This window comes from Caballeronia sp. SL2Y3, assembly GCF_022879575.1.
In the GTDB taxonomy this organism is placed as follows: Bacteria; Pseudomonadota; Gammaproteobacteria; order Burkholderiales; family Burkholderiaceae; genus Caballeronia.
Genome location: NZ_CP084260.1, coordinates 2,143,628 through 2,167,557, shown reverse-complemented (window position 1 = coordinate 2,167,557; position 23,930 = coordinate 2,143,628). Strand labels below are relative to the sequence as shown.

24 protein-coding genes are annotated in these 23,930 nt (G+C 63.7%); 10 read left to right on the top strand and 14 right to left on the bottom strand.

The features are described from left to right. Positions 1-6: 6 nt before the first annotated feature. The 4 genes from LDZ26_RS10200 to LDZ26_RS10185 all read right to left on the bottom strand — a co-directional run bounded on the left by LDZ26_RS10200 (position 7) and on the right by LDZ26_RS10185 (position 4,383). A complete protein-coding gene (locus LDZ26_RS10200) occupies positions 7-924 on the bottom strand; it encodes an AraC family transcriptional regulator (protein ID WP_244847140.1) in 918 nt (305 codons plus the stop codon). Positions 925-936: 12 nt separating this feature from the next. Next, a complete protein-coding gene (locus tag LDZ26_RS10195) occupies positions 937-1,905 on the bottom strand; it encodes a LysR family transcriptional regulator (protein WP_244847139.1) in 969 nt (322 codons plus the stop codon). 183 nt (positions 1,906-2,088) lie between these two features. Then, the gene (locus tag LDZ26_RS10190; RefSeq protein ID WP_244847138.1) at positions 2,089-2,769 is read right to left on the bottom strand and encodes a 2-hydroxychromene-2-carboxylate isomerase; all 681 of its coding nucleotides are present in this window, start codon (positions 2,767-2,769) and stop codon (positions 2,089-2,091) included. 177 nt (positions 2,770-2,946) lie between these two features. After that, positions 2,947-4,383, bottom strand: a complete 1,437-nt coding sequence (locus LDZ26_RS10185) for a TAXI family TRAP transporter solute-binding subunit (RefSeq protein WP_244847137.1) — start codon at positions 4,381-4,383, stop codon at positions 2,947-2,949. A 558-nt stretch (positions 4,384-4,941) separates the two neighbouring features. Here LDZ26_RS10185 and LDZ26_RS10180 point away from each other — a divergent pair. Continuing rightward, complete coding sequence (locus tag LDZ26_RS10180; protein ID WP_244847136.1) at positions 4,942-5,316, top strand: BON domain-containing protein; 375 nt, start codon at positions 4,942-4,944, stop codon at positions 5,314-5,316. 235 nt (positions 5,317-5,551) lie between these two features. On the opposite strand, the gene LDZ26_RS10175 is transcribed toward LDZ26_RS10180, so the two are convergent. The 5 genes from LDZ26_RS10175 to LDZ26_RS10155 all read right to left on the bottom strand — a co-directional run bounded on the left by LDZ26_RS10175 (position 5,552) and on the right by LDZ26_RS10155 (position 10,260). Next, the gene (locus LDZ26_RS10175) at positions 5,552-6,331 is read right to left on the bottom strand and encodes a DUF2242 domain-containing protein (RefSeq protein ID WP_244847135.1); all 780 of its coding nucleotides are present in this window, start codon (positions 6,329-6,331) and stop codon (positions 5,552-5,554) included. A gap of 220 nt (positions 6,332-6,551) precedes the next feature. After that, positions 6,552-6,869 carry a DUF4148 domain-containing protein gene (locus LDZ26_RS10170; RefSeq protein ID WP_244847134.1) on the bottom strand — a complete coding sequence of 106 codons (318 nt, stop codon included), beginning with the start codon at positions 6,867-6,869 and terminating at the stop codon, positions 6,552-6,554. 372 nt (positions 6,870-7,241) lie between these two features. Next, positions 7,242-8,285, bottom strand: coding sequence for a PHB depolymerase family esterase (locus LDZ26_RS10165; RefSeq protein ID WP_244847133.1), 1,044 nt, complete (start codon positions 8,283-8,285; stop codon positions 7,242-7,244). A 39-nt stretch (positions 8,286-8,324) separates the two neighbouring features. Next, positions 8,325-8,747 carry a CopG family transcriptional regulator gene (locus LDZ26_RS10160; protein WP_244847132.1) on the bottom strand — a complete coding sequence of 141 codons (423 nt, stop codon included), beginning with the start codon at positions 8,745-8,747 and terminating at the stop codon, positions 8,325-8,327. A gap of 331 nt (positions 8,748-9,078) precedes the next feature. Continuing rightward, positions 9,079-10,260, bottom strand: coding sequence for a glycosyltransferase (locus LDZ26_RS10155; protein WP_370650609.1), 1,182 nt, complete (start codon positions 10,258-10,260; stop codon positions 9,079-9,081). A 420-nt stretch (positions 10,261-10,680) separates the two neighbouring features. Between LDZ26_RS10155 and LDZ26_RS10150 the strand changes: the two genes are divergently transcribed. The 5 genes from LDZ26_RS10150 to LDZ26_RS10130 all read left to right on the top strand — a co-directional run bounded on the left by LDZ26_RS10150 (position 10,681) and on the right by LDZ26_RS10130 (position 14,960). Beyond that, positions 10,681-11,271, top strand: a complete 591-nt coding sequence (locus LDZ26_RS10150) for a hypothetical protein (protein ID WP_244847131.1) — start codon at positions 10,681-10,683, stop codon at positions 11,269-11,271. Positions 11,272-11,311: 40 nt separating this feature from the next. Continuing rightward, positions 11,312-11,899, top strand: coding sequence for a hypothetical protein (locus LDZ26_RS10145; protein ID WP_244847130.1), 588 nt, complete (start codon positions 11,312-11,314; stop codon positions 11,897-11,899). A gap of 31 nt (positions 11,900-11,930) precedes the next feature. Continuing rightward, positions 11,931-12,500, top strand: coding sequence for a hypothetical protein (locus LDZ26_RS10140; protein ID WP_244847129.1), 570 nt, complete (start codon positions 11,931-11,933; stop codon positions 12,498-12,500). A 329-nt stretch (positions 12,501-12,829) separates the two neighbouring features. Beyond that, positions 12,830-14,128: an MFS transporter gene (locus tag LDZ26_RS10135; RefSeq protein WP_244847128.1), complete on the top strand. Its 1,299-nt coding sequence runs from the start codon at positions 12,830-12,832 to the stop codon at positions 14,126-14,128. Between the two features lie 49 nt (positions 14,129-14,177). Beyond that, positions 14,178-14,960, top strand: a complete 783-nt coding sequence (locus LDZ26_RS10130) for a substrate-binding domain-containing protein (RefSeq protein WP_244847127.1) — start codon at positions 14,178-14,180, stop codon at positions 14,958-14,960. A gap of 13 nt (positions 14,961-14,973) precedes the next feature. On the opposite strand, the gene dctA is transcribed toward LDZ26_RS10130, so the two are convergent. The 3 genes from dctA to LDZ26_RS10115 form a co-directional block, all read right to left on the bottom strand. Then, positions 14,974-16,284 carry a C4-dicarboxylate transporter DctA gene (dctA, locus tag LDZ26_RS10125; RefSeq protein ID WP_244847126.1) on the bottom strand — a complete coding sequence of 437 codons (1,311 nt, stop codon included), beginning with the start codon at positions 16,282-16,284 and terminating at the stop codon, positions 14,974-14,976. Beyond that, positions 16,281-17,246 (bottom strand): LysR family transcriptional regulator, encoded by a 966-nt coding sequence (locus LDZ26_RS10120; RefSeq protein ID WP_244847125.1) that lies wholly within the window; start codon positions 17,244-17,246, stop codon positions 16,281-16,283. Before LDZ26_RS10120 ends, dctA begins: the two co-directional genes overlap by 4 nt. Before the next feature lie 187 nt (positions 17,247-17,433). Then, positions 17,434-18,219 (bottom strand): IclR family transcriptional regulator, encoded by a 786-nt coding sequence (locus tag LDZ26_RS10115; protein WP_244847124.1) that lies wholly within the window; start codon positions 18,217-18,219, stop codon positions 17,434-17,436. A 188-nt stretch (positions 18,220-18,407) separates the two neighbouring features. On the opposite strand from LDZ26_RS10115, the gene LDZ26_RS10110 reads away from it, so the two are divergent. The 4 genes from LDZ26_RS10110 to groL all read left to right on the top strand — a co-directional run bounded on the left by LDZ26_RS10110 (position 18,408) and on the right by groL (position 22,527). Beyond that, positions 18,408-19,691: an MFS transporter gene (locus LDZ26_RS10110; RefSeq protein WP_244849151.1), complete on the top strand. Its 1,284-nt coding sequence runs from the start codon at positions 18,408-18,410 to the stop codon at positions 19,689-19,691. 4 nt (positions 19,692-19,695) lie between these two features. Next, positions 19,696-20,142, top strand: a complete 447-nt coding sequence (locus tag LDZ26_RS10105) for a type II 3-dehydroquinate dehydratase (protein ID WP_244847123.1) — start codon at positions 19,696-19,698, stop codon at positions 20,140-20,142. A gap of 373 nt (positions 20,143-20,515) precedes the next feature. Next, the gene (groES, locus tag LDZ26_RS10100; RefSeq protein ID WP_159836846.1) at positions 20,516-20,809 is read left to right on the top strand and encodes a co-chaperone GroES; all 294 of its coding nucleotides are present in this window, start codon (positions 20,516-20,518) and stop codon (positions 20,807-20,809) included. A 77-nt stretch (positions 20,810-20,886) separates the two neighbouring features. Beyond that, complete coding sequence (gene groL / locus LDZ26_RS10095; RefSeq protein ID WP_244847121.1) at positions 20,887-22,527, top strand: chaperonin GroEL; 1,641 nt, start codon at positions 20,887-20,889, stop codon at positions 22,525-22,527. 103 nt (positions 22,528-22,630) lie between these two features. Here the strand turns inward: groL and LDZ26_RS10090 are convergent, their stop codons facing one another. Together LDZ26_RS10090 and LDZ26_RS10085 are read right to left on the bottom strand one after the other, a co-directional pair. After that, positions 22,631-23,056, bottom strand: coding sequence for a hypothetical protein (locus tag LDZ26_RS10090; protein WP_370650608.1), 426 nt, complete (start codon positions 23,054-23,056; stop codon positions 22,631-22,633). Between the two features lie 43 nt (positions 23,057-23,099). Then, positions 23,100-23,882, bottom strand: a complete 783-nt coding sequence (locus LDZ26_RS10085; RefSeq protein WP_244847120.1) for a DUF72 domain-containing protein — start codon at positions 23,880-23,882, stop codon at positions 23,100-23,102. Between the last annotated feature and the right edge of the window lie 48 nt (positions 23,883-23,930).

The window sequence follows — 23,930 nt, the reverse complement described above, 5'->3', positions numbered from 1 at the left end:
CGCCCCTCACGCCCCGAACCCCCGCTCCGCCCGAAACTTCCCCGGCGCGACGCCGTACACTTCCTTGAACCGCTTGCTGAACGCCGCTTCCGACTGATAGCCGACGTTCGCCGCGACATCCGCGATGCTCTTCTTGGTGTGCGTGAGCATGGTGCTCGCGAGTTGCATGCGCACATGGCCCAACAGCGCGAGCGGCGAGCTTTCCGAATGCGCCGAGAACGCGCGCATGAACGTGGCGCGCGACATCGCTGCTTCCTTCGCGAGCATTTCGAGCGTCCACGGATCGGCGGGGCGTTCGAGCATCGCGATCACGGACGCGCCCAGCCGCCGGTGCGCCAACAGCGCGAGCACGCCCGAAAGCGACGGCTGCTCGGCGAGCCACGCGCGCAGCACCATCGCAAAGAGAGCGGTGGAAAGCGCCGCAACAATCGATGGCGCGCCGAGTTGCGCTTCCTCCGCTTCGCGACGCATCGCCGCAACGAGCGGGCCGAGATACGGCGCGGACGCGCGCGTGAACGACACGTGCACCGCGTCCGGCAACACGTCGATCAGAAGCGCGCGCGGCGCATAGGTGAAGCGTCCGCACAGCAAATCCACCGCCGGCTGCGCTTCGCCGCAATTGCTGCGCACCGTGACCGCGCCGTTGTCGCGCGCCTGCATTTCGCCGGCGCGTGTGTCGCCATCCGTGACGTGAAGCACGTGCGCGTCGCCGCGCGGCAGAAAGACAATATCGCCCGCTTTCAGGCCGATCGGCGCATGGCCCTTGCGCGACACCGTGCACGCGCCGTCCAGGACGACGTGATACGCCGCCTCGCCGGCCGGCGCGGGCGCGTGATCCACTTCGAGCGGACCGCGCAGGAGACAACGCAAATCGAGCGCGCCGGAAAGCTGCGCGAGTTGAATCAAGCGGTCGAGAGCGTCCATGTCGTGAGCACGTTATTTGGCGACGGCCGAAGCGAAGTCATGCACCGGCGCGGTCTTTCGGCCGATGAGCGAGTCCGACACGCGCGACATCAGCGCGCAGAGCCACGCCACATCGGTCGATTGATCGGACTGCGGCTGCGACAGCCGATAGCACTTGATGCGCGGAAACGGCACCGGCGAATCCAGTACCGCGAGCGGCAGCATCGCGGCATAGTGTTGCGCGAAACGGCGCGGCGCGGTGAAGATCAGGTCCGATTGCAGCAGCACCTGCGGCACGAGACCAAAATACGGAATCGTCGTGACGATTCTCCGGCGAATGCCGGCCCGCGCTAGCCCGATGTCGATCGGATGACGCTTCGCGCCGCTGTACGGCGTCGGCGCGAGGTGCGCGGCGCGCGCATAGCGTTCCACCGTCAGCGGCTCGCGCGCGAGCGGATGGTTCGCGCGCATCAGGCAGACGAACACGTCGGAGAAGAGGTCCTGTCGCTCGAAGCGCGGCTCGGGCTTCGTCCAGTTGGCGACCATCAGGTCGATCTCGCCTTCGTCGAGCGCGCGCTCGTGATCGCGCATCGGGTTCAGCGATTCGATTTCGAGGCGCGCATTGGGCGCGGCGTCGCGAAACGCGGCGACGAGCGTCGGCATGAAGAAATCGTTCAGATAATCCGGCGCGGCGAGCCGGAAGGTGCGGCGCGAATGGGCGGGATCGAAATCGCCGTGCGGCGTCGCGACGAATTCCACCTCGCGCAGCGCGCGCTGCGCGGGCGCGAGCAGCGTCTCGCCGTATTCGGTCGGCACCATGCCCTGCTTGCCGCGCACGAGAATCGGATCGTTCAGGATTTCGCGCAGGCGGCGCAGCGCCGTGCTGATGGCCGGCTGCGTCTGGTTCAGGCGCTGCGCGGTCTGCGTGACGCTGCGTTCCAGAAGCAGCGTGCGCAGCACGCGGATCAGCCAGATGTCGAGGGAATCGGCGGGTTCGTTCATGGGCTTTGCGTAAGACCGGAGGCCGAAGCGCCGTGTCGGTGCGGCAACGGTTAAAAACGGACGGCGCGGCGCACGGCCGCAACCGAAGTTAACCCTGTTCCGATTTTTGACGCCATAGCGCATGCCCTATGCGCGGCATAGGCGCGGCATAGGCGAAGATCGCCAACGCGTTCGCCGTCAGATTCAGCCGCCGACTTCCGCCGTGTCGCCCGGATCGGCTTCCGGGCGGGCCATCGGCAACGTGCTGATGCGTTTGACCTCGGCCGCGTCCAGCCAGTTGGGCGAGCGGGCGACGTAGAGCACCATCGGCAGCGTGTCCTCGCCCCAGAAGATCTGATCGTTCACGACGAAGGTCGGCACGCCGAACACGCCCATCGCGACGGCGCGGTCATTGTTGTCGCGCAGCTTCGCCTTCACGTCTTCGTCGTCGATGCGCGATTCCGCCTCCGGCATGCCCACGTATTCGCACAGCGCGCGAAAGCCGTCCGGCGAAGAAGGATCGCGCCCCTCGCGCCAGATGAAGCGAAAAATGTCGCGCACGCGCGTCATGTCGCCGTTTGCGATCACGGCGAGCCGCAGCGCCTTCACCGGATCGAACGGATGCGCCGGCGGCATGCGAAACGGAATGCCGAGCTGTTCGGCCCGAAAGAGCGCGTGGCGGTACGTGAACACGCGCTTGGACGGAATGGTGGCCGCGTGCGGCTGCTTCCAGCGGTCGAGCAGCTTGAGCAGTTGCACGGGCACGAATTCGAACGGCATGTCGGGCCATTTGTCGTGCTGCTCGAGAAGCAGATACGAGAACGGCGAGATGAAGTCGAAAAAAAAGTACGGGCGACCGTCGGCGGTCGAATGCGGGGCACTCATGTCGTTTCTCCTTGCTTTTGGCGCGCTCGCGCTGGCCTCGTCGTTCGCTCAGTTCCTGTTCGGTTGCTGCGGCGCTCGCGCATCGGCATTCGTCGGATCGCGCCGTGTCCTGCATCCGGTGCGGCGAACGCGCGCCGCGTATCTCCCGACCGCTTATCGCGATCGAATCATTCGATATTACGTGCTGCGCTGCTCCGTGTCTTCACGCGACGCGACTTGCCGGCGCGAAGGCGCCTGCGCGTTCGCGCCGGCCTCGGCGGCGAGCCGCTCGCGCACGAAACCGATGTGCTCGCGCAACACATAGAACTGGTCCGCGAACGCGAGCGGCATCTTCATCCGGTTGACCGCCGATTCGATCGCGTCGATGCGGTCGAGGAGGGCGTCGCGCTGCGCGGTGTCGGGGCCGCTGATCGCCTCCCGTTCGATTGCAATCAACGCGCCATACCAGCGATAGATGCGCGACTTCACGCGCCAGCGATACAGCCCCGGCACGAGCCGCAGCGCCGGAATGAGCACGACGACGAGCGGCACGAGGACGACGAGCACGCGATCGGCGAGACTCGCGATCCAGAACGGCAGCACGCGGTACAGAAAACTCTTGCCCGACTTGTAATAACGCTCGGCGTCGTCGCTGATGCGGAATTCGTGCGCGAGCGGCGCGGGAAATTCGTTCGCGCGCTGCATCAGGTTGGCGCGGCTGTGGACTTCGCGCGCCGCCTCGATGAGCAGGTCCGAGAGCGCGGGATGCAGGCTGTCGCGGGCGACGAGCTCGGCGGTCGGCGCGATCATGTGGACCGGGCGCGGCGGCAGATTGTTGGCGAAATCGAACGCGCCCATCGGCAATTCGATCTCGGTGAGGTAAGGGAAGCGGCGCGCGTAGGCGTCCGCCTGCGCGAAGTCCATGAAGCGCACGCCCGGCGTGCGCAACAGCTTCGCCATGGTCGGCGGCTGCGCGGAATCGCCCGTCAGAAGCGCGGCGTCGATCTGGCCGCCTTCGAGCGCCTTGGCCGCGGCGTCCCCGGACAGCGGCAGCAACTGCGTGTCCCCGCCGGGCTCGATGCCGTTCGCCTTCAGGAGCGTCAGCGCAAGCGCGCGCGTGCCGCTGCCCTCCGCGCCGATGCCGAGCCGCTTTCCACGGAATTCCGACAGCCGCGAAACCACCGGTCCGCGATAGAACACGGCGAGCGGCACATACGCGACGCTGCCGAGCGATTCGAGGTCGTCGTGCACCGCGCCCGGCGGCATCATGCCGCCCTGCACGAAACCGACATCGACGCCCGAATCCGGCTTTTCCAGCCGCGTGAGATTGTCGAGCGAGCCTTGCGTCTCCAGCACGTTGAGCGTCACGCGGTTGCGCGCGAGGATCGCCTTGTACTTTTGCGCGCTGTTCCAGAACGAACTGCCCTTCGGCCCCGCCGCAATGGTGAGCGTGTTCGGCGGCGCGGGCTGAATGAGCCGCACAGCGAGGTAAAGCGCGGCGACGGCCACGACGAGAATCGGGCCGAACGTCAGCGCGAGGTCGCGCCACGACACCGCGACGAAACGCGCGACGATTTTCGGTTGCGGCCTGCGTCGCGGGCGTTCCTTTTGGGGGTTGCCGTCTGATTGAATCATCTTGGTGCCAAATCTCGGTGCCAAAGCACGTGCCTACTGTCGACTTCGTGCCCGAGAGCTTACCCGAACGCGCGACGCGAACGCCCCCGCGACCCGGCTGTCGTCGCGGCGGCGGCATGCGTGTGACAAGCGTGTGTCGCGTGCGGGCGCCTCGCGTCGTTAAATGTTTTGCGCTAATGGCCGCGCTGGGCTAAATTGACGTTCGCCGCCGCACGGCAAGGACTTCCGCCCGAAAACCCGTTATTTGGGTCGGGCGGGCGCGCGCCGCAGCATCGGGCGCCTGCAGCGCCGTGCGTCAGGACAACACATAGACGAGCCGACGGGCCATTCGCCCGAATAACGGCCGAGTTCGTTTCTTCGCCAGCCTCTCGCAGCATTGCATGACAGCATCCGCGGCACGTCGCCGCCGGTTCGCCGGTCCACCTGGACCGCCGGCCGCGCGGCCACGGGCATGCGCGGTGCCGTACGCCTTAGGCCGGTCCACGCTGTCCGGCTTGAAGTGCAAACGAGCGAAGCAGCAACTGTGCGAAGTCAACAAGCGAAACAAAAGGAGAAACCATGAAAGTTGTCGATATGTTGAAGGCGCTGGGCGTCGTAGTGTGCGTGGCGGTCGCGTCGAGCGCCTATGCCCAATCCAGCGATGCGGCGGCCACCACCGGCACCGAATCCGCCGCGCCGACCAAGGCGCAGAAGGCCGCGACCAAGAAGACGGATCGCAAGCTCGGCTACGACGTGCGCCGCGCGCTGTCGAAGGCGCAGGGCTTCGATGTGTCGAACGTGTTCGTCCGCGCACGCGGCGGCGCGGTTACGCTGACCGGCACCGTGCCGGAAGGCGCGCAGATCTCTCAGGCCGAAGAAGTGGCGAAGGGCGTGACGGGCGTGCAGTCGGTCTCGAACAAGCTCACGCTGAGCCCGCAAAACGGCGGCAAATAAGCGGCGAGCCTCAGCCGTTCAAGGCGAGGCGCGCGAACGGGCTCCGGCTTCGGCCGGAGCCCGTTTTTGTTTTGTGCGACGGAAACGTCACGGACCGGCTCCGCTTGTTCGCGTGGCCGTGGGGTGCGCATCGGGACCAAGCGCATCGCGCGGGCGTGGGCCGCGACCGCGACTCTGCGGCGAGCGCACCACTGCCGGAGCAGTCCGCCGTCGGTTACGCGCGAACCGGCAATCTTCAACGGGCCGCTGCGGGCATCGCGGACGCCGCAACCGGCGCCGATGCCGTCACCGTACTGGCGGCAGCCTGCGCTTCCTGCTTAGTGACCGCCGCGGCCTCCGGCGTCTGAATCGCGGTCGCGGCTGCGGCGGGCGCCTGCACGACGATCGGCGTCGGCGTCAGCTCCGGCGAACTGACGATCAGCGAGGGCGCGAGCGGCTTGCTCTCGACTTCATCGGACGCAATGGGCGAACTGCGCGGCACCGTCGTCAGATAGTGGCCCATCAAGCCGAAGAAGCGGTCATAGAACTTGCCCGCCGGCACGGTTTCGCTGGAAATCTTGACCATTGCGTCGCTGTTCGAGCGGATCGGCAGCGAAAGCGAGCCGAGCACGCTCAGGCCGACGCTCGCGGACGTGTCGCTCTTTTTAAGCGCGTAGCCGTCCTGCACGGCGTTCACATAGGCGATGCTCTGGTTCGTCGCGTTCTCGCCGGGCGTGCAGACGACATGGAACGACACGACGACATGCGTCTCGGCAGACGGCTGGAAGTTCTTCGTGGCGTCGACGCTGTCGGCCTGCGCCATCGTCGTGAGAAAGCCTTGCGAGAGCAACGCGCGGCGCGCGGCCTCGCAGGTTTCCTTTACGGTGGCGTCGAAGTTATGCGCGTAGGGACTCGCGCCGGTGTTGAACAACTCCTGCTGATAGCTGGGCGTGGTGGCGGTGCGGCCACCGCAGGCAGCGAGCGCGAGAAAACCGAGTGAAACGAAAACGAGGCGCAACGACGACGGGATAGGCATGGCAGGCGGCAGAAACGAAACGTGTGACAAGCAGACACACATTTTAGTGCGGTCTGAGCCTCCGATGAAAAAACCGAATCGAAAAACGTCGAAAAATCCGAGGCTTACAGTGAGATGACCGTCGTAAGGCGCTTGTCTAGGCGCTTACGAGATGCGGACGCGAACGCGAAAAAGCCCGGCGCGGGGCCGGGCTTCGCATCGGTCAATAGGTCAATACGGCTTACGGACGATTGAAGTCGACCGCGTTGACATCGCCAGCCGGGCGATTCGCGCGGCCGGACACCGACGCGCCGTCCGCCGAGCCGCCGAACGACGTCGCTGCGACGCCTTGCGCCGACTGGATGCGGGCTTCCGCCGCCTGGATGGCGGCCGGGTAGGTCGTGCGGTCGCTGGAAGGGTTGTAGCCCGCGCGCTGCAGTTCGACCAGTTGCGCCTTCACTTCCGCGCGGGTCAGGGCGCCGTTTTCGCCTGCGTGCGCGAAAGCAGGAGCAGCCAGCGCGGACGCGATGACGATGGCGGGAACGATTGACTTGAACATGATGAACCTCCGTGTCTCGTTGAGCGGGACCCCGCAGGAGCTTGGGGCTCGCACTGCGTTGTCGTTGAGAAGCAGTGTACGTCTGTCGCTTATAGGTATAAACCCTAATTAAGCGAAGTCTGAATTGACGAAACGGCATTAATCCGCTCAATCGGTAGTGGCAGGGCGATTGACGGTCCTTACAGCGATGAACGACTCGGCGGGGACGGCCATGCTGTGCTGGCCGACATCCGAGCACGCTGCGAGAGCCACTGAATGCAGCGCGGCGGCATGCCGGGCCTCACGACCCGCACAACCGAGCGCGCTTCGTCCGCGTGAGTTGCGATCTCGCGTACAGGCTCTCGGTGATAACTCGCCGCGATCCACAAGCGGCTAGTCCCTCGGATGTGCGAAAAAGAAGCGCAGCATCTCTGCGCTGGCATCGGGGCCGCTGGGGTCGGTGTTGGTGCCGCGCGCGCTGCCGCCGGACCACGCGTGCGGCGCCCCGTGAAGCGTCCACAGTTCCGCGGAGACGCCATCGGGCGATACGAACTGCTGCACCGAATGCTCGCGGGTTCCCGGCGCGCCGGATACGCGGCGCACCGGCCCGCTTGTGCGAAAGCCTTCGACGACTCTGCGCGCGTTGACGTGGTTCACGGTGGCGTCCGCATCGCCGTGAAAGACGATCAGCGGACAACGCACGGCGCTCGACGACGCGCGCTTACCTTCGCCGCCGCGCATGAGCGCGAGTGCCGACGGCAGATCGTGCGCGCGTCCGGCGGGCAGTCCCGAGTGAACGCCGGCCGCCGCATACAGGTCGGGGTAGCGTTGCGCCATGACCGCCGCCATCGCGCCGCCCGCCGACAGTCCGGCGATGTAGACGCGCTTCGCGTCCACGTTGTGACTGGCGATGATCTCGCGCGTGATGCCGGCTATGAGCGCCGGCTCGCCGGCGTCGCGCTGCTGATCCGACGGCTTGAACCAGTTCCAGCACTTGGATGCGTTCGCGGTCTGCGGCTGAATCGGGTACGCAACGATGCACGGCTGCCGTTCCGCGAGCGCGTTCATTTGCGTGCCGGCCGCGAAGTCGTCGGCGTTTTGCGTGCAGCCGTGCAGCATCACGACAAGCGGCAACGGCTCGTCGCCATAAGCGCTCGGCACATACAGCTTGTACTCGCGCTGGCCGGCGGCATTGGCGTAGCGGCGCGTGCTGAAGTGCCCGCGATCTTCGACGTCCTGCTGCGGATCGGCGCGCGTGGGCGTCTTGAAGAGTTCGGCGAGGCGCGAGGGCCGTGATTCGTGCGCGGCGGGGTCTGCGTGCGCAGTGTCCCCGCGCATCGCGCGCTTGACGATGTCGGTGGCAGCGTCGCTGTTGCCGTCCTGAAAGCGCTGAAAAGCCTCTTTCATCGAGTCGAGAAAACCTTCGTTCAGTTTCATGTCTTATCCGGTTTCGGATGCGCGGCGGTCGAGCCGCAATCAGCGGATCCGGTCTGCAAGCGCGGCCTTGACGGCCGGCGATGCGTGGAGGGCGCCTCGAACCAGAATCGATTCGATGGTGGCGAGAGCAAGTTCGGGTGAAACGTCGGCGGCGATGCTCGCGAGGCCGAGCACCTGAATCTTGAGCCGCTCATTGGCTGCGCGCACCGCTTCCAGGTCCTGTCTGGAGAAATGTTGAAGCCCGAGCACGAGCGCACGCCGGGTCGCCGTTTCGCTGACGACGGACGCGTGCACCGCGAGCTGGTTGCGGATCGCCGTGCGGATCAGGTCCGTGCGGTTTGAGTAAAAGCCTTCTTCCACGAGCAGGTCGATCTGGCCGAGGTCGACGGGCCCGAGGTTGATCGTGATTTTTTCGGTGTCGCCGCCTTTGGAGCGGGCGAGGTCGGTGGGCTGCGCTGGCATGTGGTCTCATTCCTTTTCCATCCTATCGCCATCTATGTGGATGGTGAAGGGCGGGTTTCAAGGGAGGCGACCGTTTTTTTGTATGGAATCGCCACGCGCCAGTGCGCACGACGGGCGCGCGGTCGCCCTGCGCCAACGAAGGAGGAGTACCACCAAACTGAGTGTGATTTGAGCCAGGAAGGTCGGCGACGGTCCCCCGAGCGCCTGTCGTGTGGCAAAGGCTATACATGTGAAGCCCGCATTGCGGGCGGCGGAGTACTTCTTTCCGGAGTTGGGCATCGCGGCCGCAAAGAAGTCACGCAACCGCGAAGAAAAAAAGCCGAACGGCCGTTTAGCGTCTGGCCTTCTTCAGCTCGGACACGCATCTTGCAAAACGCTCGTTGCTGGCTGCAATGCCGTATTCCTCAGCGCGCTCTAGCGCGCGTGAGCGCATGTCATGCCTCAACGCGTCGTCGGTAATCAGGCGGCGCATGGCCTCGGCGAGTTCCTCGTCCGCTCCGACCGTGAACAGAATGCCGAAGCGGCCATCGCCAAGGATCTCGCGCGGGCCGGTCGGGCAATCGCTCGCAATCACGGGCATGCCCACTGCGAGCGCCTCCAGCAGGACCATCGGCATACCTTCGTAACGCGAACTCAGCACCTGAAGCCGTGCGCCGGCGACCAGCGCATGCGGGTTATTGCGATAGCCCGCGAAGTGCACGCGCCCAGCGATGCCGAGTTCTTTCGCGAGCGCTTCCAGTTCGCCGCGAAACGCGCCATCGCCGACAATCACGAGATGCTCCGCCACGTCGCCGGCACTCACGAGCCGCGCGTAAGCCCGCAGCAATGTCCGATGGTCCTTCTGAATCTCATCGAGCCGCGCCACGGATACGATGTACGGGGCATCGCAAATTGGCGCTTCGGTCACCAGCGCGTCACGCCGAATGCGTTCGATATCGATGGCGTTCGGCAGCACGAACAGTCGCTGCAAGCCGTCGCCGAACATGCGGCGCGCTTCATCGGCCATATGCTGATTGAGCGCGGCTACGCCGTCGTAACGTGCGAACTGCGCCGCGAGCCGGCGCTTCTTGCGCGGTCGCGCGCCAAGCCGGGCATCGAAGCTGAAGTGATTGACCCCGAGCCACGCCGTGCCGAACTGGCCGGCGAGGCGGCGCAGTGACATATCGAAATCGACGATCAGCGCGTGCCGGCGTGCGAGCGCTTCGACGCGTCGCTTCACGTACGGCCGGACGGCGAGCGTGTTGAAGACATCGCGCCCGACGCGCCCGAGCTTGCTCAGCTTTTGTGCGTAACGGCGGGTCTGGAAGTAATTGAGCCACTGCTTATCAGCGAGGATCTCGATGCTGACATCCGGCGGCACGAGCGCCCGAAAGCGACTTTCGAACGCGGGCGAGGAATGCATCACCGAGAGGGTGACGCGGAAGCGTTCGCGATCGAAGACGCGCAGCCACTGGATGAGTGACGATTCGATCCCGCCGTCGTTGAAGTCGACGATATGGAAAAGCACCGACACGCGTTCGTTCGCCGGGGGCGTTGCGTATGTTTCGGAGTCGGCTCGGCTTGCGATTGGGCTTGTGGAAAGAGCGGCAGTCGGCACTGTGGGAACGCGTTCGTTAAGAACAGCATAGAAGAGGCAAGGTGCCTATGCTACCGCAGTTGTCGGGAGGGCAAAGACGGGAGCGAGCGTGCCGCGCGAACGCATGTCCCCCTCCAGGCTCTTTCATCAGGCGGATGGGCCCTTTTATCGATATCGCGTGCACAGAGCCGGGCGTTGATATCTCGCCGGCTTGATCCACATCAATGAGTGCGCTCCCAACCACGCGATGCCGACTCAGCGCACGTCAACAGCTTGGAGATTTATCTAGTTGTGCATATCATGAGAGCGCGGGCTAGCCGCCCAGAAGCCAGAGGGGACAATGTGGATAAACGCCTATTGAAATGGCTGTTCGCCGCGTTCTTGCTGGGAGCTTCCGCAACAGTGGGAATCTCGCTTAGCTACGGCGAGAACGAACCAATCGCGCCACGCGCGCTGGGCGAGCGCGAGACACGCCACAGCGAACACCACCTCATCCCCAAGCTTTACGATGCGCGAGGAAATCTTGTCGGCGAGGTCGTCATTGGCCGCACAATCAACGACACCGGCGCGGTCGTTGTCGATGTCAACGGCGCATTGATCTACGTGAAGTTCAGTCGCGTGTCTCAAGGGATCGGCTTCCCGCGCTCGGCGAGCCGGATGGTTTGGAATGACGATTCGTCGGGGCCTGTCTTCGATGGCCGCAATTGCACGGGCACCGCGTACGTTTTCGCCAACTCGGTTCTGCGGCCAGCCGCGCTCGTCAGGGAAGGCGCCAAGGCGACTCTTTTCGTCGGAGCGGAAGGGCGCGCCGAGGACCATACCATCCGGTCCAGCTTTATCGACGGACAGTGCGTCGGCCGCGATCCCTATGTTTTTGCGGTGTGGCGAGTGGAGACTACCCTCGACTTGACCGGTAAATATCCGGAACCTTTGCGCGTCGGCTTCTAGTGAAAAACGTGAAGCGTTTCTTACGCAGTGAGGTGGCTACGTGACCCGTTCAAATCTGCGCGTCTTCATAGGGGCGCTCCTTCTTGTTCTAGTTGCTCTGGACGCATCGGCGGACGATGGACGCCGCGGCGAGGGCCACCACCACGCTCAGCAAAGCGGCCGGGCGCGCCTCTACGATGCACGAGGTGACGTCGTCGGCGACGTGGTGTACATCTCGGGCTCCGACTACGCGGCCGGGGTAGTCCTTAACGTGAAGGGCGTGTTCGTATTCGCGGGCTTCTCTAGCAGTGAAACTTCCCCAACGGGTGGACGCGCAGTTTCGAACGAGTGGATCTGGCAGTATCCACGCCTTGCCTACTCGGGCAAGAACTGCAGCGGGACGCCGTACGTCTTCTATGAACAGGGTGCCTTTCGCCCGAGCGCGATCGAGCGCAGAGGAACAACGGCAACGTTATTTATTGCTCGGGACACGACTTCCGAAGCCGTGCCGGTCGGCTCCTATGAAAGCGGGGATGCCCCCCCGCGCTGTTTCGATGGAACGCCGCGGAGATACGACGGGGCATGGCCGGTCGAGAGCACGATCGACTTGACTCAGCTCTATCCCGAACCACTGCGGACAGGCCGGTGACCGTGATGCCTGTGCCAGCGACGAGGTGAGTATGTTCAATTCTCGCAGTGCGATCGTCATCGCGATGTTTGCCGCGAGCGCCTCAGTGGCGCTTGCCGAGGGTCCGGGCTACAGGGGAAGGCACGACCATACCGCGAGGTTGTACGACGCGCGAGGCAGGCTCGTCGGAACAGTCGTGGATGCTTCGATGCAATCCAGTTCTTCGGACTTCGTATCCGATGGCGGGGTCATCATGGATGTCAAGGGCGCGCCTGTTTTCGTCGGCTTCAGCCGCCGCCAGAAGGCGGACGGCGTTCGGTCTGCAAACGCGTGGATCTGGAGCGCAAACCGGCCGGCTTATTCCAGCCCACGCTGCACAGGTACGCCATACATAGCCTTCACACTTGGCCCCTTGCGACCGGCGGCCATAGAACGCAAGGGCGGCAAGGCGGTGCTGTATGTCGCGAAGGATCAACCGGAGCAGTACGAGAACGTCGGCTCGCAAGCCCACCCGGATGGCTGCGAAGATTTCTTCGCCGGCCCCGCCCGCCCTGTGTGGCTCATTGGGGACTCTATCAACCTGTCCGACGAGTACCCCGAGCCGCTGACCATCGGGCCCTGAACGCTCCTTTTGCGCTGAACTGCGGATCAGCGCGCCTGCCGAGCGCGAACGCCATTCGATTCCACCGCCCCGCGTAGCGCCCGCAAATTCATTCGGACAACGAAACGGTTATCGTTGACGGCCCGCGTAAAGACGCTTCATACGCCGCAAATGGCGAAAACAGCGTTCGTCGTTCATTGGCGGCGCTGCTCGCGGCCATCCCGATTGATAACCACCGAACATCAATCGTTGAGAAGATTGCACTTATCGTTTTGATGGCGACGGTCCATCATCCCCGAAAGACAAAAAGCGGATAGACCGCAACATTCGGGACTTCAGGAGACACATCGATGCATCCCTCACCTTCAGCCCTCTCGCCGGGACATTCAAAGGCTGCGGCGGTTTTCCGCGTAACGGCCGGCAATTTCCTGGAGCAGTTCGACTTCTTTCTGTTCGGCTTCTACGCGACGCAAATCGCCGGCGTGTTCTTTCCGGCATCGAGTGAATTCGCTTCGCTGATGATGACGTTCGCCGTCTTCGGCGCCGGCTTTTTGATGCGTCCGCTGGGCGCGATCGTGCTTGGCGCATACATCGACGATGTCGGCCGACGCAAGGGCCTGATCGTCACGCTTTCCATCATGGCGAGCGGCACCATCCTGATCGCATTCGTGCCGGGCTACGCGACGATCGGTCTTCTGGCACCCGCGCTCGTGCTCGTCGGACGTTTGCTGCAGGGGTTCTCCGCAGGCGCTGAACTCGGTGGCGTGTCGGTCTATCTCGCCGAGATGGCCACGCCTGGCCGCAAGGGCTTCTTCACGAGCTGGCAGTCGGCGAGCCAGCAGGTTGCGATCGTCGTTGCCGCGGCGCTTGGCTTCATGCTCAACCAGTCGCTCGACACCGCGGCCATCGCGAGCTGGGGATGGCGCGTGCCGTTCTTCGTCGGCTGCATGATCGTGCCGTTCATCTTCATGCTGCGTCGCAATCTGGAAGAAACGCGAGAGTTCAAGGCACGCCAGCATCGCCCGACCATGAAGGAAGTGTTTCGCACGCTCGCCCAGAACTGGGCCGTCGTGATCGCCGGCATGATGCTGGTGGCAATGACCACCTCGAGCTTCTATCTCATCACGGTCTATGCGCCGACGTTCGGCAAGACGGTTCTGCACCTGAGCACTGCGGACAGTCTGCTCGTGACTTTGTGTGTAGCCGTGTCGAACTTCGTGTGGCTGCCGATCGGCGGGGCGCTCTCGGACAAGATCGGCCGCAGGCCGCTGCTCGTCGGCATGACGGTGCTCGCTATCGCAACTGCATACCCGGCACTGTCGATACTCGCTCACGCGCCGAGCTTCATCAACATGCTGCTCGTGCTGCTGTGGCTCTCGTTCATGTACGGCATGTATAACGGCGCGATGGTCGTCGCGCTGACCGAGGTGATGCCGGTCGAAGTGCGCGTGGCGGGTTTCTCGCTCGCATACAGCCTTGCGACGGCGGTGTTCGGCGGCTTCACGCCCGCCATCTCGACGGCGCTCATTCACATGACCGGCGACAAGGCGGCACCCGGATACTGGATGAGCTTCGCCGCCGGCTGCGCGCTTCTCGCGACGTTCGCGCTCTATCGCCGGCGCGCAGCAACGCTGACTCCGGCGCACTGATGCGACGCTCGTTGCGACAAGCGCCTATCGAACCCTACACGACGTCATCATGAAGAATGTGCTTTCGAAACTCTACGCGGCGGCGCTCATCGCCGCCTCGGCCGTTGCGTCCAGCGTACAGGCCGCCGACCTGCACGTCATGAGTTCGGGTGGCTTCACCGCGGCATACAAGGTGCTCGGTCCCAGGTTCGCTTCCGAGACGGGCAACACGCTCGACACCGCGCTGGGTCCGTCGATGGGTAAATCGCCCGAAGCCATTCCCAACCGCCTCGAACGGGGCGAGCCGGCCGACGCCGTCATCATGGTCGGTTATGCGCTCGACGAGCTGATCAAGCAAGGCAAGGTCGTGCCCGGATCGCGCGTGGAACTGGCGGACTCGCGCATCGGCATGGTCGTGCGCGACGGGGCGGCGAAGCCCGACATCAGCTCGGCGGAAGGCCTGCGGCAGACTCTGCTGCATGCCAAGTCGATCGCCTACTCCGACAGCGCGAGCGGTGTCTATATCGAGCGCGAACTGTTCACGAAGCTCGGCATCGAGGATCAGGTCAAGCCCAAGGCGAAGATGATTCCGCGCATACCGGTGGCCTCCGTCGTCGCGAACGGCGACTACGAGATCGGCTTTCAGCAGGTGAGCGAGTTGCTGCCGGTCAAAGGCGCGACGTTCGTCGGAAAGATTCCGGAGTCTTTGCAGTCCGTCACGCGTTTTGCCGCCGGCATTCCGGTGAGCGCGCAGCATCCGAAGGAAGCGAAGGCGCTTCTCGATTATCTGGCATCGCCCGGCGTGCAGGCCGATGTGAAATCGACCGGGCTCGATAGCGTCACCGCGCATTGATCTAGCTGCGCGGTCAACGTCCCGAGGTACTGCTCGCGTGGTCCTTTGCGCCGTCGGCGTCGCCCGGCGCCGGCGCGCGCAGCATTTGCGCAAGACGCGCGCGATCGCAGGCGCCATCCCACATCGAAACGAAGATCACCGCGCACGCGTTGCTGATTACGCTCGTGAGCGCCCGCGCTTCGGACATGAAGCGGTCGATACCCACCAGTAGCGCCACGCCCGCGAAAGGGAGATCCGGAATCACGGTCAGCGTCGCGACGAGCGCGACCAGGCCGCTCCCGGCCACGCCCGCCGCTCCTTTGGACGTCAGCAGCATGACCGCGAGCATCATCGCGATCTGCGACGCGGATAGCGAGACGTCGCACGCCTGCGCGATGAACATCGAAGCAAGCGTGAGATAGATCGCGGTGCCGTCGAGATTGAACGAATAGCCTGCGGGCAGCACGAGTCCGACGACGCCCTTGTCGCAGCCGAGCATCTCCAGCTTCGTGATGAGGCGCGGCAACACCGGTTCCGTCGACGAAGTCGCCAGGACGATGAGCAATTCCTCGCGCAGATAACGCAAGAGCCGCCACAGCGCGAAGCCGTGCAGGCGCGCAAGCGGAGCGAGGACGAGCGCGACGAACAGCACGCACGCCACGTAGAACGACACCATCAACATGCCGAGGGAGCCGACCGAGTGAATCCCGAAGCGGCCCACTGTGAAAGCCATCGCGCCGAATGCGCCGAGCGGCGCGAGCCGCATGATCATCGCGAGGATGCGAAACAGCGCTTGCGCGATGCCATCGATGAGCGCGAGCACAGGCCGGCCCGCACCCGGATGCAGATTCAGCGCGAAGCCGAATAGCAGCGAAAGCAGCAGCACCGGCAGCACCTCGCCCTTGTCGAACGCGCCAAGCATCGTTTCGGGGATGACGTTCAGCGCGAAGGCGACGAAGCCATCCGGATGCGCCTGCTTCACATACTGCGCGAGGATCGTCGTATCGAGACTTCGGGCGTCGATATGCATGCCCGCGCCGGGCCGTATCAGAAAGGCCGTGACGAGTCCCAGCGCGAGCGCCACGGCAGTCAGGAAATAAAAGAGTCCCAGCGCCCGGAAGATCACGCGACCGATTGCCTTTCCGCTCGCGACAGACGTGATCCCGGAGACGATCGTGCAGAAGACGATGGGCGAAATCATCATCCTGACGAGGCCGACGAAGCCGTCGCTGACAGGCTTGAGATGCGAGCCGGCTTGCGGCCAGAAGTGCCCGAGCGCCATGCCGAGCACCATGCCCAGCACGACCTGCACATAGAGCAGACGAAGCGTTCTTGCCACCCTCACGACGCGGGCTTCCTGCTCGGGCGCGCTTGTCGGGCGACGTCGTCGGTTGATGCGCCGCTGTTCCTGGCATCGCCTCTCATATCCAGAATCGTTTGATGAAACTCCTGCGCGGCCGGCGTGAGCGTACGTCCGCGGCGCCTCACGATGCCTACGCGTCGCTTCACGACAGGGTCCACCAGCGGCACACTCGTGAGGATGTGATGATTGCGTCCCGGCATGGCCATCGACGGTACGGCGGCCACGCCGAGGCCCGCTTCCACCAGACCCAGCATGGTCGTGACGTGACGCGTTTCGCATACGCTGGGCGCGCGCGGCGACACGGCCGAAAGAGCCTGATCGAGCAACAGACGATTGCCCGACGTCTTGTCCACGGAAACGTAGTCGTGCTCGTACAGTTCGTTCCAGGTCACGTTTTTCTTGCGCGCGAGCGGGTGGTCACGACGGCACGCCGCAACGAACTGCTCCTCCAGCAGCACGTTGAAGTCGACCTCGGACTCCTGGCTTCCCATGAAGCTGACGCCGAAATCAGCCTCGCCGCTGATAACGGCGGAGAGCACCTCGTTCGCGCTCGCGTCGAGCAGTTTGACCCTGATGCGCGGGAAACGGCGATGGAAGCTCGCAACCGCGCTCGGGAGAAAGTAGTAGGCCACGGATGGCACGCAGGCAATGGTGACATGACCCAATCGGCTCGATGAGACATCGCGGATGCCGAGCAGGGCGACATCGAGATCGTCCAGCAACTGCTCCGCGCTCGGCGCGAATGCCCGGCCGACAGTCGTGAGCGTCACGCTGCGCGTGGTGCGTTCGAAAAGACGTACGCCGAGCGCTTCCTCCAGCTTGTCGATCCGGCGGCTCAGCGCTGGCTGGGAAATGTTCACCGCCTCGGCTGCTTTTCGAAAGCTGCCCAGTTCCACCACAGCTCTGAATGCCTGCAAGTCGTTGAGGTCGAAGTTGACGCCCACGGGCCATTCTCCGCGTTCTTAGGCGCGGATATTGTGCATGACGAAGACGGCGTGTCCATTTTGCGTGGATAGGGCCGTGCTCTCGATCGGAAAGGGCGAGGGTGGCCCGGCCGTCCGCGCCGACACATTGAAAGAGTTCCTTCGAAGCACCGATTCGCCGGCCGGAGCTCGGTCGACTCGTTCCTGCTCATCCTTTGCCGAGCGGCGGTCGAGTAGGGAATCCAGCCATATTGCTCAATTGCGCGAGTTCATTGGCCGCTTCGCGCAACAGCACCGAATACTGGTGAATCCTTTCGGCCGTCAGCCGCACGCGCGGACCCGCCAGGCTGATGACGCCGACGCAACGCGAGCCGCTCACGACAGGCGCCGCGACCGCCGACATTTTCGGCGCGAACACTTCGTCGATCATCGCGTAACCGCGCACCCGCGCAGCGTGCAGAAACCCGAGCAGCGCCTTTAGCGTGGTCGGCGCATGAGGGCCGAACTCGTTCGGCTGACCGAAGCCCTGCTTGAGAACGAGCGCAGCCGCTTGTTCATCGGACATCGTCATGAGCCATGCGTGACCGGTCGATGTGCACGAAAGCTGCGCCGTCTGTCCCATGTCGGGATCGTAACGAAAGCCGGACCGCTGACCGTCGGCCTTGCCGACCCAGATGATCGCATCGCCGTCCACGAGCGATAGCCGCGCGAGTTCGCCGGTTTGCGCCGCGACGCGTTCGATGATCGGCTGCGCGATATCGGCGATACCCGTCAGGCTCAGGAATTCCAGGCCATTCGACGTCATGCGCATAGTCAGGATATAGCGGCTGTGCTCGGTCAGTTGCCGCACATAGCCGCTCTCGACGAGTTCGGTCAGCACGCGATGACACGAGCTGCGCGGCATGCCGAGCGCATCGGCGATCTCGACGAGTCCCGCGCCCTCGCCTTGCGACGCGAGGAAATCCAGCACTCTCAGGCCGTTTTTCAGCGACATCGCTCGTCGGTTTTGTGATGTGAAATGCAGTTCCGGTGCGGAACGCCGGGCTTTCGCAGCGCAAACAATAACACCTGTTCGTCGCGAGAAGCGCACGGCATAGACACGAAAATATTCAGGAGACACCCATGGCAGTTACCGCTGACCCGAACTCGGCTGCGAGCGAGCGCTCGCCGCAGGCTCATCTGATGGCGCGTCGCGCAGTGGCGGGCGCCACTGTCGGCACGGCGCTGGAATGGTTCGACTTCGCGCTGTACGGCGTGGTCGCGGCCACGATCTTCCCGAAGCTCTTCTTCCCGTCGCTCGACCCGACCGCTTCGCTTTTGGCCTCGCTGGCGAGTTTCTGGGCGGGACTCGCCGCCCGTCCGCTCGGCGCGGTGATCTGCGGCATGCTCGGCGACCGCTGGGGACGCCGTAACCTGATGCTCGTTACGGTTTCGGTGATGGGCGCGTCGTCGTTCCTGATGGGTTTGCTGCCCACGTATCAGCAGGTCGGCATTCTCGCGCCGACCTTGCTGGTTTCGCTGCGCATCGTTCAGGGTTTTGCGCTCGGCGGCGAATCGACCGGCGCGCAACTGATGGCGGTCGAACACGCGTCCGCGAACAAGCGCGGGCTGTATTCGGGCCTGCTCGGCATCTGTTCGCCGCTCAGCCAGATCCTCGCGAATTTCGCGCTGTTCGCACTTTCCGCGCTCCTTTCGGCCGATGACTTCGAATCGTTCGGATGGAGGATTCCTTTTCTTGCCAGCTTCGTGCTCGTGCTGCTCGGCATCTATATCCGCATGAAGGTGAGCGAAACGCCGGCCTTCGAGGCGCTCAAAAAGAAGGGCGAAGGCGCGCGTTCGGCCAACCCGCTCGGCATCGTCTTCAAGTTTCACTGGCGGACCGCGCTTCGCCTGACGCTGTTCTTCTGCGGCCCGGCGGCGCTTTTCTATCTGATCGTGGTGTTCTCGCTCAGCTATCTCACGAAGAACCTCGGCGTGCCGAAGCAGACCGGCTTCATGCTGCTGATGGTGGCGAACGTCTGTGCCATTGGGGGCGCGCTGGCCGGTGGCTATCTGAGCGACCGGATCGGACGCAAGCGCGCGCTGATGATCGGCTCGTTCTGCACGCTGGTCTGCTGCCTCATCTACTTTCCGATCCTCAACCAGCACTCGGTCGCGTTGACGATGGCCGTGATGGGCGCCTTCCTGGGCTTCACGCAGTTTCAAAGCGGCATTCAGCCGGTGTGGTTCGCCGAATCGTTCCCGACCGAAGCGCGCTACACGGGCTCCGCTCTGTCTTACTCGGGGGCCAATCTGCTCACCGGTGGACCGATGCCGATCGTCGCCGTCGCGCTGCTCAATGCCTTTCATGGTTCGCCTTGGGCGATCGTCGCGGTCTGCGGCTCGTTGAATCTGCTCTCCTTCCTCATGATCGCGACGTCGCGGGAAACCAAAGACACCGCCCTCGAACGTAGCGCCACACACTGAAACCATGACTCGCAAACTCTACATTCTCAACGGCTCGAACCTGAACATGCTGGGCGCGCGCGAGCCGCACCTTTACGGACATACGACGCTGAAGGACATCGAAAAGAACTGTCTTACGCTCGCTGAAGAACTGAAGCTGGATTGCGTGTTCCGTCAGACCAACAGCGAGAGCCAGTTGATCGACTGGATTCAGGAAGCCTTCCTGCAGGACGCGGCGCTCGTCATCAACCCGGCCGGCTTCTCGTTCGGGCGAATTCCGGTGCTCGACGCGGTCAAGCTGATTAGCCGCCCGGTCGTGGAAGTGCACATAACGAACATTCACCGGCGCTCGGAGGAATACCGTCACTCGACAATCTCGGTGGCGGCTACTGCGGTGTTCTGCGGGGCGGGCGCGAACGGCTACTTGCTGGCGATCCGCGCGGTTGACGATCTTTGGGGCAATCCGAGCTGAACGTGTCGCTCGGTCTGGCGAGCAAGCTGTCTCGGCGCGGACTTCGCTTCCGCCGGGATGCGCGGCAGGCAAGTGGACGGTGCTTATCAATACCCGCGTTTACCCTCCCGTCGATCGTGACGCGACGTTTGCGCGGACCGCCGCCTAAACCGCGGCATCGGCTCGTCCGTGCGTTCGCCGCACTGATCGCAAGTTAATCCCCAAAACCACGCCAATCTCGACCCCACTTTCGCTCCCTCCTTGAAATTGTCAAATGCGGTCCATATAATTGGCACTCACTGCACGAGAGTGCTAACAAGATTTCCGTCCGGCGGGCGCAGCCCAAAAGACGGGCTTTCCCGCGTTTTCAGTCTCATTCAAGAGAGGAGTGTGTATGAACCTTCGTCCTTTGCACGATCGCGTCATCGTCAAACGTCTGGACCAGGAAACCAAGACCGCATCGGGCATCGTGATCCCGGAAGCAGCGGCAGAAAAGCCGGATCAAGGCGAAGTCCTGGCCGTCGGCCCGGGCAAGCGCGATGACAAGGGCACGCAAAACGCCCTCGACGTGAAGGTGGGCGACCGCGTGCTCTTCGGCAAATACGCCGGCCAGACCGTCAAGGTCGACGGGCAGGAACTGCTCGTCATGCGCGAAGAAGACATCATGGCCGTTCTGGTCAACAAGTAAGCATTCTTCCTGTACGCCGGGCTTCGCGCCGAAAGGGCAGCGAGCCGGCACACTGAATCGAATCAAGGAGTCTGGATATGGCAGCTAAAGAAGTCACTTTCGGCGATTCCGCACGCGCCAAGATGGTCGAAGGCGTGAACATTCTGGCCAACGCGGTCAAGGTCACGCTGGGTCCGAAGGGCCGCAATGTCGTGCTCGAGCGTTCGTTCGGCGGCCCGACGGTCACCAAGGACGGTGTCTCGGTCGCGAAGGAAATCGAACTGAAGGACAAGCTCCAGAACATGGGCGCGCAAATGGTCAAGGAAGTCGCTTCCAAGACCAGCGACAACGCAGGTGACGGCACCACGACCGCTACCGTGCTCGCACAGTCCATCGTTCGCGAAGGCATGAAGTACGTCGCATCGGGCATGAACCCGATGGACCTGAAGCGCGGCATCGACAAGGCCGTCGCCGCAGCAATCGAAGAACTGCGCAAGATCAGCAAGCCCTGCACGACGAACAAGGAAATCGCGCAAGTCGGCTCGATCTCGGCGAACAGCGACACGTCCATCGGCGAGCGCATCGCTGAAGCCATGGACAAGGTCGGCAAGGAAGGCGTGATCACCGTCGAAGACGGCAAGTCGCTGCAAGACGAGCTGGACGTCGTGGAAGGCATGCAGTTCGACCGCGGCTACCTGTCGCCGTACTTCATCAACAACCCGGACAAGCAAGTCGCCGTTCTGGAAAACCCGTTCGTGCTGTTGCACGACAAGAAGGTTTCCAACATCCGCGATCTGCTGCCGGTGCTGGAACAAGTCGCGAAGGCCGGCCGTCCGCTGCTCATCATCGCTGAAGACGTCGAAGGCGAAGCTCTGGCAACGCTCGTCGTTAACAACATCCGCGGCATCCTGAAGACGGTTGCCGTGAAGGCTCCGGGCTTCGGCGACCGTCGCAAGGCCATGCTGGAAGACATCGCGATCCTGACCGGCGGTCAAGTCATCGCGGAAGAAACCGGCCTGACGCTGGAAAAGGCGACGCTGCAAGAGCTGGGTCAAGCCAAGCGCATCGAAGTGGGCAAGGAAAACACGACGATCATCGACGGCGCTGGCGAAGCCGTGAACATCGAAGCTCGCGTGAAGCAAGTGCGCAAGCAGATCGAAGAAGCGACGTCGGACTACGACCGTGAAAAGCTGCAAGAGCGCGTGGCCAAGCTGGCCGGCGGCGTGGCAGTGATCAAGGTCGGCGCTGCAACCGAAGTCGAAATGAAGGAAAAGAAGGCACGTGTCGAAGACGCTCTGCACGCAACGCGCGCAGCAGTGGAAGAAGGCATCGTGGCTGGCGGCGGCGTCGCGCTGATCCGTGCACGCCGTGCAATCGACGGCCTGAAGGGCGCTAACGCCGACCAGGACGCAGGTATCAAGATCGTTCTGCGTGCAATGGAAGAGCCGCTGCGCCAGATCGTCACGAACGGCGGCGAAGAAGCCTCGGTCGTGGTGGCTGCTGTTGCTCAAGGTTCGGGCAACTACGGCTACAACGCGGCAACCGGCGAGTACGGTGACCTGGTGGAAGCCGGTGTCGTCGACCCGACCAAGGTGACGCGCACGGCGCTGCAAAACGCGGCATCGGTGGCAGGCCTGCTGCTGACGACCGACGCAGCCGTCGCCGAACTGCCGAAGGAAGATGCTCCGATGCCTGGCGGCATGCCCGGCGGCATGGGCGGCATGGGCATGGACATGTAAGACGGCTTCGGCCCGATTACATCGGTGCGAGTCTCGCAAGGGGCTCGCGCCATGCCAGAAAAAAACCTGCAGCGATGCAGGTTTTTTTTCGTGCATCGACACGCTATTTATTCATCTCGTCGCGTAACTTCTGCGCGGCGGCCTTGTAGTCGTAGGTCGGGTAGAACTCCGTGTGATATCCGCCCCACGCGGTCGTCTCGATGGCGCGATTCACTTCCCGCAGCCTGTCCGCCGGCACGCGCAAGGTCACTACTTGCCCGATGCCCATCATCACGTACCACGAGACCACTTCCACGCCCGGCGGCGGAAACGTCTTGAAGTAGCCTTGTTCCTTCAATTGCTGGTTGATCTTCGGCAACGGCTTGGACTCGTCGTGCTTGAGGAAGATGGTCAGCAGGAACGTGCCGTCGCCCGCAGGCGTGGCCGGCGGCGATGCGTCCTGCGCATGGGCGGGCAGCGCCGCCGAGACAATCGTGGCGAGCATCGTGGCTCGAATGAGGCGAGCGATGCGTCGTGCCGGCTTGTGCATCAGCGAATCTCCTTCGGAAGCAATGAGCAGAAGCGGAAGGGCACTACGCCTTCCGATGATGAAGATGCAGACGCTCCATCACATGCAGCGCGTTGGGCTGCGCGTGGCCGAGCGTGGTGTTGTCGAAGATGCACCACACCTCGGGCGTCTTTTTCGCGCGGGCTTGCAGCGTGCGCGCGAGATCGTCGAGATACGGAAAGTCGTACGAAGACTTGTAGAGATCCGGCGAGCCGTGCAGCCGCACGTAGACGAGAGATGTGTCCGCCCGATGCTTGATTTCGCAGTCGTCGGGAATCGGGTCGGCGTCCACATATGCGATGTGATGCGCTTTCAAAAGCGCCGCCGCCTCTTTGGTGAACCAGCTCGGATGGCGCGCCTCGCACGCGACCGGCAGCTTCGTGCGCTCGCGCAGCGCCTTGAAGAAGGCATCCGCCAGATCGTGTTCGAAGGCGAGGCTCGGCGGCAGTTGCGCGAGCCAGCAGCCGAGCTTGTCGCCCAGCTTGCCGGCGGCAGCCAGAAATTCGTCGATGAGGGCGTTCGTGTCGGCGAGCCGCGCGTCGTGCGTGATCGCCTTGGGCAGCTTCACCGAAAAGCGAAACGAGTCGGGCACGCTTTGCGCCCACTTCTCGTAAGTCTGCTCGCGATGCGGCTTATAGAAGCTCGAGTTGATTTCGACGCACGTCAGCACGCGTGCGTAGCGTTCGAGATGCGTGCCTTCGTCGGGAAAGCTCGACTGGACCGAGCTCGAAAGCGCCCAGCCCGCGCAGCCGACGCGGATAGCGCCTTGCGGGCCGGGCTTGTGCAAATGGGGCAGTCGATACGGCATGCGCTCGCAAAGCCTCCCTTCGTTGGTCTCCGAACTCCGTTCGTGTCG

Excerpts from the sequence above, each read along its gene's own strand:
- groL (WP_244847121.1), top strand. The coding sequence starts at position 20,887 with ATGGCAGCTAAAGAAGTCACTTTCGGCGATTCCGCACGCGCCAAGATG.
- groES (WP_159836846.1), top strand. The coding sequence starts at position 20,516 with ATGAACCTTCGTCCTTTGCACGATCGCGTCATCGTCAAACGTCTGGAC.
- LDZ26_RS10170 (WP_244847134.1), bottom strand. The coding sequence starts at position 6,869 with ATGTTCAAGTCAATCGTTCCCGCCATCGTCATCGCGTCCGCGCTGGCT.
- LDZ26_RS10190 (WP_244847138.1), bottom strand. The coding sequence starts at position 2,769 with ATGAGTGCCCCGCATTCGACCGCCGACGGTCGCCCGTACTTTTTTTTC.
- LDZ26_RS10195 (WP_244847139.1), bottom strand. The coding sequence starts at position 1,905 with ATGAACGAACCCGCCGATTCCCTCGACATCTGGCTGATCCGCGTGCTG.
- LDZ26_RS10130 (WP_244847127.1), top strand. The coding sequence starts at position 14,178 with ATGAAGAATGTGCTTTCGAAACTCTACGCGGCGGCGCTCATCGCCGCC.
- LDZ26_RS10160 (WP_244847132.1), bottom strand. The coding sequence starts at position 8,747 with ATGCCAGCGCAGCCCACCGACCTCGCCCGCTCCAAAGGCGGCGACACC.
- LDZ26_RS10185 (WP_244847137.1), bottom strand. The coding sequence starts at position 4,383 with ATGATTCAATCAGACGGCAACCCCCAAAAGGAACGCCCGCGACGCAGG.
- LDZ26_RS10140 (WP_244847129.1), top strand. The coding sequence starts at position 11,931 with ATGTTCAATTCTCGCAGTGCGATCGTCATCGCGATGTTTGCCGCGAGC.
- LDZ26_RS10090 (WP_370650608.1), bottom strand. The coding sequence starts at position 23,056 with ATGCACAAGCCGGCACGACGCATCGCTCGCCTCATTCGAGCCACGATG.
- LDZ26_RS10180 (WP_244847136.1), top strand. The coding sequence starts at position 4,942 with ATGAAAGTTGTCGATATGTTGAAGGCGCTGGGCGTCGTAGTGTGCGTG.
- LDZ26_RS10135 (WP_244847128.1), top strand. The coding sequence starts at position 12,830 with ATGCATCCCTCACCTTCAGCCCTCTCGCCGGGACATTCAAAGGCTGCG.
- LDZ26_RS10105 (WP_244847123.1), top strand. The coding sequence starts at position 19,696 with ATGACTCGCAAACTCTACATTCTCAACGGCTCGAACCTGAACATGCTG.
- LDZ26_RS10085 (WP_244847120.1), bottom strand. The coding sequence starts at position 23,882 with ATGCCGTATCGACTGCCCCATTTGCACAAGCCCGGCCCGCAAGGCGCT.
- LDZ26_RS10200 (WP_244847140.1), bottom strand. The coding sequence starts at position 924 with ATGGACGCTCTCGACCGCTTGATTCAACTCGCGCAGCTTTCCGGCGCG.
- LDZ26_RS10165 (WP_244847133.1), bottom strand. The coding sequence starts at position 8,285 with ATGAAACTGAACGAAGGTTTTCTCGACTCGATGAAAGAGGCTTTTCAG.
- LDZ26_RS10110 (WP_244849151.1), top strand. The coding sequence starts at position 18,408 with ATGGCGCGTCGCGCAGTGGCGGGCGCCACTGTCGGCACGGCGCTGGAA.
- LDZ26_RS10115 (WP_244847124.1), bottom strand. The coding sequence starts at position 18,219 with ATGTCGCTGAAAAACGGCCTGAGAGTGCTGGATTTCCTCGCGTCGCAA.
- LDZ26_RS10175 (WP_244847135.1), bottom strand. The coding sequence starts at position 6,331 with ATGCCTATCCCGTCGTCGTTGCGCCTCGTTTTCGTTTCACTCGGTTTT.